This is a genomic window from Komagataeibacter europaeus LMG 18890 (assembly GCF_000285295.1).
GTDB lineage: Bacteria > Pseudomonadota > Alphaproteobacteria > Acetobacterales > Acetobacteraceae > Komagataeibacter > Komagataeibacter europaeus.
The window spans coordinates 1-8,251 of sequence record NZ_CADP01000114.1 but is presented as its reverse complement, the minus strand read 5'-3'; the positions used below and the strand labels follow the sequence as shown (position 1 = coordinate 8,251).

Annotated in this window: 7 protein-coding genes and 2 riboswitches; of the genes, 4 read left to right on the top strand and 3 right to left on the bottom strand. The window is 54.8% G+C overall.

Annotation, left to right across the window (positions count from 1 at the left end):
- The first annotated feature begins 322 nt into the window (after positions 1-322).
- Positions 323-991, top strand: a complete 669-nt coding sequence (locus tag GEU01_RS18005) for a MucR family transcriptional regulator (RefSeq protein ID WP_010517199.1) — start codon at positions 323-325, stop codon at positions 989-991.
- Between the two features lie 53 nt (positions 992-1,044).
- Here the strand turns inward: GEU01_RS18005 and GEU01_RS27350 are convergent, their stop codons facing one another.
- A complete protein-coding gene (locus GEU01_RS27350; protein ID WP_258367913.1) occupies positions 1,045-1,176 on the bottom strand; it encodes a hypothetical protein in 132 nt (43 codons plus the stop codon).
- Between the two features lie 41 nt (positions 1,177-1,217).
- Between GEU01_RS27350 and mazF the strand changes: the two genes are divergently transcribed.
- Positions 1,218-1,562, top strand: coding sequence for an endoribonuclease MazF (gene mazF, locus GEU01_RS24855; protein WP_010517204.1), 345 nt, complete (start codon positions 1,218-1,220; stop codon positions 1,560-1,562).
- A 538-nt stretch (positions 1,563-2,100) separates the two neighbouring features.
- Here mazF and metE read toward each other — a convergent pair.
- Complete coding sequence (gene metE / locus GEU01_RS17995; RefSeq protein WP_026018854.1) at positions 2,101-4,395, bottom strand: 5-methyltetrahydropteroyltriglutamate--homocysteine S-methyltransferase; 2,295 nt, start codon at positions 4,393-4,395, stop codon at positions 2,101-2,103.
- Positions 4,396-4,508: 113 nt separating this feature from the next.
- Between metE and GEU01_RS17990 the strand changes: the two genes are divergently transcribed.
- Positions 4,509-5,399: a LysR family transcriptional regulator gene (locus tag GEU01_RS17990; protein ID WP_026018853.1), complete on the top strand. Its 891-nt coding sequence runs from the start codon at positions 4,509-4,511 to the stop codon at positions 5,397-5,399.
- A gap of 298 nt (positions 5,400-5,697) precedes the next feature.
- Here GEU01_RS17990 and GEU01_RS24850 read toward each other — a convergent pair.
- A protein-coding gene (locus GEU01_RS24850; RefSeq protein WP_370636667.1) for an IS630 family transposase occupies positions 5,698-6,647 on the bottom strand; the annotation gives its coding sequence in 2 pieces (ribosomal slippage) (positions 5,698-6,305 and positions 6,305-6,647; 951 coding nt in all).
- A 534-nt stretch (positions 6,648-7,181) separates the two neighbouring features.
- Positions 7,182-7,422: riboswitch (cobalamin riboswitch) on the bottom strand.
- A gap of 126 nt (positions 7,423-7,548) precedes the next feature.
- Positions 7,549-7,793: riboswitch (cobalamin riboswitch) on the top strand.
- 184 nt (positions 7,794-7,977) lie between these two features.
- On the opposite strand from GEU01_RS24850, the gene GEU01_RS24840 reads away from it, so the two are divergent.
- A partial coding sequence (locus tag GEU01_RS24840) for a transposase (protein WP_232272548.1) occupies positions 7,978-8,251 on the top strand: 274 nt, incomplete at its 3' end.

Below are 8,251 nucleotides of genomic sequence, written 5' to 3'. Positions count from 1 at the left end.
CTGTATCCGCTCACCACGTCATGGAAAATTCGTGGATGGATATATTCGGACTAAAAAACTTATCATCGACATTGAGGTGAGTCGTAGCTTCTGTGCCAGGCCCGCTGCAGGAGCCAGTTTACGCCGTCTGATAGCGTAATCAGGGGCAGGCTTCGCCGCTTACAATTTGCATAGAACTTGATGCTCATGGTGCAATGTGATCGATGTAGGCAACGTAACGCAATATATAATTCAGCTTTCGATACGCCATATTTTGCCGATTGCATAAAGACTTACACTCCGGCAATATTATTCGGTAAAAATATAGCGGAGAGGCTTTATCATGGACCAATCAGACGACCTATCCCCGGCAATTGTAATTGCCATGAGCGACATCGTGGCAGCGCATCTCGGCAATACCAATACTTCTCTGCCGACAGAACACGTCCCGGCGTTTATCCGTGATGTCTACGCTGCTATCCGCGAAACAACACCGGTCCCAGAGAAAAACGCCAGCATTCCGGCCCAGCAGCCCGCAGTTCCAGTCGCGCAGTCGGTATTTCCTGAATACATCGTCTGTCTGGAAGATGGCAAAAAACTCAAAATGCTCAAGCGTCACCTGCAGACAAGGTATGGGATGACGCCAACGCAATACCGAGAGAAATGGCAGCTTCCTATGGATTATCCCATGGTTGCTCCGGAGTATGCCAAAATGCGGGCGGCTCTGGCGCGAGACGCGGGCCTTGGACGTAAGATTTTGGTGCCCCCGACCGCTCCCGTGGACGAGGCACCCGCAGCACCTTCTGTCGATAGTGCAGCGAAAGAAATATCGGTCGATACTGCTGAGGCCGTAGTACCCACCAAAAAAACCATTTCGCGGCGATCCAGGTCGTCGGCAACTGAATCTGGATCTTCCGCAGCGTCGCCAAAGAAAATGCCTCGTTCCAAGGCCTCAGCGAAACCGCGTGCGGTACGGAAAACCGGCACGAAAGCAAAAGGGGCCAAGGTCTGACTGATCAGCCCGGCCTATCGGGCGTGGTTATAAGGCAACCAGGCATCCACGCATCACTCGAACTTCAGGATGACCAGATGGTGAATGTCCACGAGGAAGATGGTCGAGTTATCATTGAGCCAGTTCGCGCCACACCGCTCAAACTGGAAGACCTCGTCGCCGGGATTACCGATTTGAACCAGCATGAGGAAATTGACTTTGGACAGTCTGTAGGTGACGAAAGCTTGTGAGCACCAAATCCCAGGTCACGTGGGTTCCTGACTGCGGCGATATTGTCTGGTTGGAATTTGACCCTCAGGCAGGGCGGGAACAGGCTGTGCATCGGCCAGCGGTGGTTCTCAGCCCTGCGAGTTATAATGCCAAAGCGGGGATGATGCTTTGCTGCCCTACGACCACTAAAATCAAAGGCTATCCGTTTGAAGTGGTCGTGATCGGAAAACCCGCCAGTGTGGTGCTCTCGGATCAGATGAGAAGTCTGGATTGCCGGGTGCGGAGCGCGAAGCTCAAAGGAAAGGTCTCAGCGAAGGAACTTGAGGCAGTTCGTCAGCGCGCCAGATTATTGGTTGGTTGAGGAAAATAAAGAATCCCGCACATTTCGAGGTAGTCAAACATGTCCTGTCGGGCTTCCTGATGTGTGTTGTAGGCTCGATGCCGGACGCGCTTGGGCGATGAGCAATCGATTACGTTCCGCACCATCATACAGGGCGAGGGCGGTAATTTTTCCTGTCATGATTAAGGGTAAGGTGGAAACCTTAATTACTGGTATTGGGTGCAGAACCTTGCGCAAGGTTCTGTCTTTTGTGCGGATTCATAGACGGGAACCGGAGATGAAAGCTCTTCAGGCTGGGAATATGGATCAACTGACAGACTGCTTTCGCCACCGAATCCATATGTCTTATAAGATTTGTTATGCCAACAATGGCTTTGTACCGATAAGTACGAATGGACGAAAGCTATGCCGGGCGTCTTCCCGGTCCCTGATAGCGAGAGCCGGTCAGACGCATTGCTTTCCGGTGACGTGCGACCAGTCTCTCATGTTATCGTCAGGGAATGGTCACAGCTTTGATACAATCACCCGACTGCCGCGTCCGCCACGTGTAGTCCGCGGTTCAGGCCGACTTCTCCCGCAGCGTGCGGGCCGCGCGTACCATATTGACGAGTGCCGGGATGACCTCGTTCCACTGGCGCGTCTTGAGCCCGCAATCCGGATTCACCCACAGACGTTGTGCTGGAATGCGCTCATTCGCTTTCTCCATCAAAGTAACCATCTGCGCTTCGGTGGGGATGTTGGGTGAGTGGATGTCGTAGACCCCCGGTCCAATCTGATTCGGGTAGTTGAACGTCTCGAAGACATCAAGCAACTCCATGTCGGAGCGCGAGGTTTCAATGGTGATAACGTCTGCATCCATGGCAGCGATGGCGGCGATAATGTCGTTGAACTCTGAATAACACATATGTGTGTTGATCTGGGTTTCATCAGCGACACCATTGGCTGCAATGCAGAAGGCCTCCACCGCCCACGTCAGGTAGTCCTGCCATTGCGATTTGCGCAGCGGCAGGCCCTCACGCAAGGCAGCCTCATCAATCTGGATGACGCGGATACCGGCCTTTTCAAGGTCCAGGACCTCATCCCGGATGGCGAGCGCAAGTTGAAAGCATGAGGCCGAGCGCGGCTGGTCATCTCGGACAAAAGACCAGTTAAGAATCGTGACTGGCCCAGTCAGCATGCCTTTCATTGGTTTGTCGGTAAGGGATGCTGCGTAGCTGATCCACTCTACCGTCATTGCCTTGGGGCGGCTGATATCTCCGAACAAGATCGGCGGTTTCACACAGCGCGAGCCGTAGGACTGAACCCATCCATTCTGGCTGAACACATACCCCTCAAGCTGCTCACCGAAATATTCGACCATGTCGTTGCGTTCCGCCTCGCCGTGGACCAGCACGTCCAGACCCAACTTTTCCTGCTCGCGCACTGCATGTTCGATTTCACGACGCATGGTTGCCTTATATGTTCCTTCGTCAATTTTTCCGGATTTGAACTGACTGCGCGCGAGACGGATTTCTCTGGTTTGGGGAAAAGAGCCGATGGTGGTGGTCGGGTAAAGCGGCAGTTGCAGCAGTGCGGCCTGTTTTGCTGCGCGAGCAGCAAATTCACTCCTCCGACGGCCAAGCGATTCAGTGATGGCCGCAATGGCATTTTTTACATCCGGATTGTTTACGCGGGGCGAACTGTGGCGTGAGTCCAGCGCAGCCCGATTGGTAACCAGTTCTGACGTCACAGCAGAACGCCCCCGGTCAAGAGCAAGGGCCAGCACGCGGATTTCGTCCAGCTTCTGCACGGCAAAAGCCAGCCACGAGCTGATCTCGGCGTCCATCTTCTCTTCGGCCGCCAGATCCACAGGCACGTGCAGCAGGGAACAGGACGGCGCGATCCAGAGCCGGTCTCCCAGCAGCTTTGCCACAGGTTCCAGCCAGTCCAGCGTCGCTTCCAGGTCCGTCTTCCAGATATTTCGGCCATTGACGATCCCAAGGGAAATTATCCGATCTGGCGGGCTCGTCTTTACCAGTTCAGAGACCTCCTCCCGCGCATTAATGGTATCGAGATGCACGCCCTGCACGGGGAGCCTGCTCACCAGGGCCAGATTTTCGCGCAGCTGACCGAAGTACGTGGCCAGCAGCAGTTTGACCCGGCGGGTATCAAGCGCCTGATAGGTCTGCACAAAAGCGTTCTGCCACGATGCATCCAGTTCCGTTACCAGAACCGGCTCATCGATCTGCACCCACCCGGCACCCGCCTGAGCAAGCGCGTCGAGCAGTATGGCATATACGGGCAACAGTCGCGGCAGCAGATCCAGCTTGTCCGAACCATCTTTGGCCTTACCGAGTGCAAGATAGGTTATCGGGCCGATAATGACCGGCTTCGTCCGGATACCCTGCTTCCGCGCTTCGTCCAACTGGCTCAGCAACCGCGAAGCATCAAGGGTAAACGTCGTCTCGGCATCAAATTCCGGAACGATATAATGATAGTTTGTATCGAACCATTTAGTCATTTCACCGGCGGCGACACCGCCGCAGCATCCGGTGTTTTCTTCACCAACCGCTGCTGAGCGACCGCGGGCAACCCGGAAATAATTATCGAGTTGGTCACCATGGAAGTCACGCACACGGGTGGGCAGGTTTCCGAGCATGAAGCTCATGTCCAGCATCTGGTCGTAAAAGGAAAAATCACCGACCGGTGCGAGATCCAGACCAGCCTGATCCCGCCAGTGGCGTGCGCGTAGTTCCGTGCCAACCTGCTCCAGCATGGCGAGGGAAGACTGGCCTTTCCAGTAAGCTTCAAGGGCGAACTTGAGTTCACGTTTGAAGCCGATGCGAGGGAAGCCGAGATTATGGGTCGTAACCATGAAGATTTATCCAGATGATGTATGGCTTCTGGAAGATAGGGTTTCGGATATATGAAGAAAAATGATATGTTTTCATAGATGTATAAACGGCAATCATATATGGTGCGTAGAACATGAGTATTCTTGAGCGCAGCCATTTGGCGATCATTCAGGAAGTTGCGCGCGAAGGCTCATTGACGGCTGCAGGAGCGCGCCTCAATCTGACCCAGCCTGCGCTTAGTCATTCCATCCGCAAGCTGGAAAGCCAGCTTGGCGTGAAGATATGGCAACGTGAAGGACGCTCTCTCGTGCTCACTCAGGCGGGAGAGTGGCTCCTGTCTCTTGCCAACCGTCTCCTTCCACAATTCACGCTGGCAGAAGATCGGCTTGAACAGTTCGCCCTTGGCGAGCGCGGAACGCTTCGCATCGGGATGGAGTGTCATCCCTGCTATCAATGGCTTTTGAAAGTAGTGTCGCCCTATCTGGAAAGATGGCCCAAGGTAGATGTAGATGTGCGCCAGAAATTTCAGTTTGGCGGAATAGGTGCGCTATTCAGCAACGAGATCGATATTCTTGTGACCCCGGATCCGCTCTACAAGCCAGGCCTTAAATTTACGCCGGTTTTTGACTATGAACTGGTACTAGTTGTAGGCCCCGAACATCCTTTGCGAAATTCACAGTATGTTTTGCCAGATCAGCTCATTGGCGAAATACTGATTACATACCCCGTACCGTCAGAGCGCCTCGATATCTATACTCAGTTTTTGCAACCCGCAGGCATAGCCCCGCGACAGCAGAAGCAGATAGAAACGACCGATATCATGCTTGTCATGGTATCACATGGCCGCGGTGTTGCAGCACTTCCACGATGGCTTGTCGAAGAATATGCCTCTCGCTTTGAGCTTTATCCTGTTAAACTTGGTATAAACGGTATTGCGAAACAGATCTTTCTTGGTCATCGCGAGACGGATGAAGACATTCAATATTTACGCGATTTTATAGAACTCGCGGGTATGAATCAGTGAGTCAAGACATGCCTGACTGTACGGGGTCATAAAGAATAGAAAATGATAAGCACTGCTGGACCTGGCGACAGATGGATAGCGTGATCCGTGCCTGACGCAGTCACTTTTTTAGTGCCGACAGGTGAGTCGATGCGTCTTTCTCCTGTCCCGGAGTTCACGACGGAGACACGAAATAAAGTCATGGTAAACGCTGAAAATTTGTCCGTGGACCAACCGGTCGGCGATCTCTGTATCGTAGAAATTCTCTGTTCCTATCTCACAACGCATACTGCCGACAGGCTTCTAGAGCGTTTTCTTTTCAATCTGGTTCATATCCAGCGGCGGTGAAGAAGTTGGCGCATTCTGTGGGTGTGAACAGATCGATGAGAGAACCGATCCTGTCCCACAGAGCGTCGCGTGTGCGTTCGGCGGCGCGGCGCAGATGGGCCTTGAGTTTTGAGAAGGCCATCTCGATCGGGTTGAAGTCAGGGCTGTAGGGCGGCAGAAACAGGAGAGTTGCACCAGCGGTCTCGATTGCTGCCTGCACGGCCGCTCCCTTGTGGGAGCCGAGATTGTCCATCACGACCACATCGCCCGGTCGCAGGTCCGGCACGAGGACACGCTCGACATAGATCTGGAAGCTCCGGCCGTTGATCGGCCCGTCCAGCACCATCGGTGCGACCAGGCCGGTCAGCCTCAGGCCCGCGATGAAGGTGGTTGTTTTCCAGTGCCCATGGGGAACGGCCGAGCGCAGCCGCTGGCCGCGCGGGGCACGACCGTAGCGTCGTGCCATGTTGGTCGACGCCCAGGTCTCATCAATGAACACAAGGCGATCGGGATCGAGATCGGGCTGAGCGTCGAACCAGTCCTGCCGACGCTTCAGGACGTCCGGTCGGTCTTGCTCTGCCGCATGGGCTGTCTTTTTTTCCATGTGATCCGGTGCCGGGCACAGAAGCGCCACAGCGTGCCGACGCTAAAATGATGCCCTTCTTCAGCCAGTTGCGCCCGGATTTCGACCAGCGTCAGGTCATCCTTCTCGTCGATCAGGGCGCGAATACGCGCGGCCTGCGCCTCGATCCGGCCTGAGAGGCGATCACCGCCTCGCGGCTTCGGCGTGACACTCCCGGTCTCTCGGGCCAGGGTACACCAACGGATCGCACTGGCTGGACTGACACCAAACCGTTCGGCGGCCTGGCGGCGGGACAGGCCACCGGACACGGCTGCTACAACACGTTCACGAAGATCCAGAGACAGCGTACGTGACGACATTCAGGCCGGCCTCCAGCCCCGGCCGTCATCTTGAATCAGATCGCGCCAGATAAGGGAATCCCAAATGATTCAAATCGAACAGAAAACGCTCTAAGATCCGCAGCCTTCGAGTTTGTGTCGCAGTTCCCGACCGCGTGCGGTAAGGCGGGAACGCCCCATCCCCCATCGCGCAGAACATCCACCTGCAATAAAGCCCATCAGTACGAGAGATGATCTGATGCTTCCTCCATCCAGCAAGGTTCCATACCCCCCGTCTTTCGGCAGGGACAGAATGGCCCGTTTCTGTGCGGGAGTCAGGCTCTCCGATCCGAAATAAGATCGACCTGTGCCATTTCGCTGGTTGCCGCCAAAATATGTACGCATTTCTCATGTTCCCCTTGTAGCGTTTGACGGGATTAGACCCGCGACACGCCATTGGCCAATGGATGTAATTTTTTAGAACAGGTCAGGAAAGAACACGCTGGATGGGGAACGCAGCAGATAAAACAGAAGACATGATCGCCACTCCGTCTGTCGGGCGCCCCGCCCGATAGAACTGGTTACGTCACAAAGGCAGGTCTCCTGGCTTACGGGTCCTTGATATCGGTTCTGTCTTCCCGGCCTGTTGATCATAGCTAGTGACGGGTCCTGTTAAGAGGACATACGATCCGGTATCTCTCCGCTTACAGTTGCGGGGGCAGCCACCGACTTGTTCCCGGACCCTGATAAGTCCTGCCAGAACGCACGGCGTTCCCTATTAACCCGTTCGCACGGGGCCTTTGATGTAGAGGTAGTGTGACGCACGCCCGCGAGCAGTGCAAGTCTGCCAGCTTCCCGTCTGTGTGAAGGATACCATGCTCTTTCATCGCAGGTTTTTAGAAAATCCATATTGCGTAGATCACGAAATCTGACGCATATTGCGACCAGCTTTTATGTCGGTGGTGCCGCGCAAGCGGATTAATAGGGAATACCGTAAGCTCTGGCGGGATCTGCGATGATCCGGGAGCCAGTCGGTAGCTGCGCCCGCAACTGTAGGCGGTATGTAGCCGGATCCGATCATCTGATGTCCGATCAGATGGGTCACTGCTTCCAGTAAGGGAGTGGGAAGACAGGACCGAGCTGCCATGATCCGTGAGCCAGGAAACCTGCTACCGTCGCAAACCGTGCTACCGGGCGGGACCGACCGGTGGCAGGAGATCAGCTATGACGCGTTCTTTTGCGTATCGATATATCTATCAAGCCTCCATATGTATGCGGATCGTTAGGGCCTGTTAGATCTTAAAATACTTCCTATATTGTATGGATTGAAGAAGGAGACGGAACAGGCACTTTCACTGATGAGACATGGGCGATCTGGGAACCGCTGATTGAGGCGGTTCGGCCAAGGGGCAAGACACCGCCCCATGATCTGCGGCGTACGATAGCAGCGATCTTCTGGCGTCATGAGAATGGTGCGAAATGGCGAAGTATCCCCGCTGAGCTGGGTCCGTGGTGGCGGGCGGCGCAGCTTTTCATCCGCTGGGCGAAACTGGGGGTGTGGGAACGCCTGCTCGAACTGGTTCAGGACCACCACGGAGTGGCGCTGGGCATGACTTTTCTGGATGGCACGAACATCAGGGCTCACC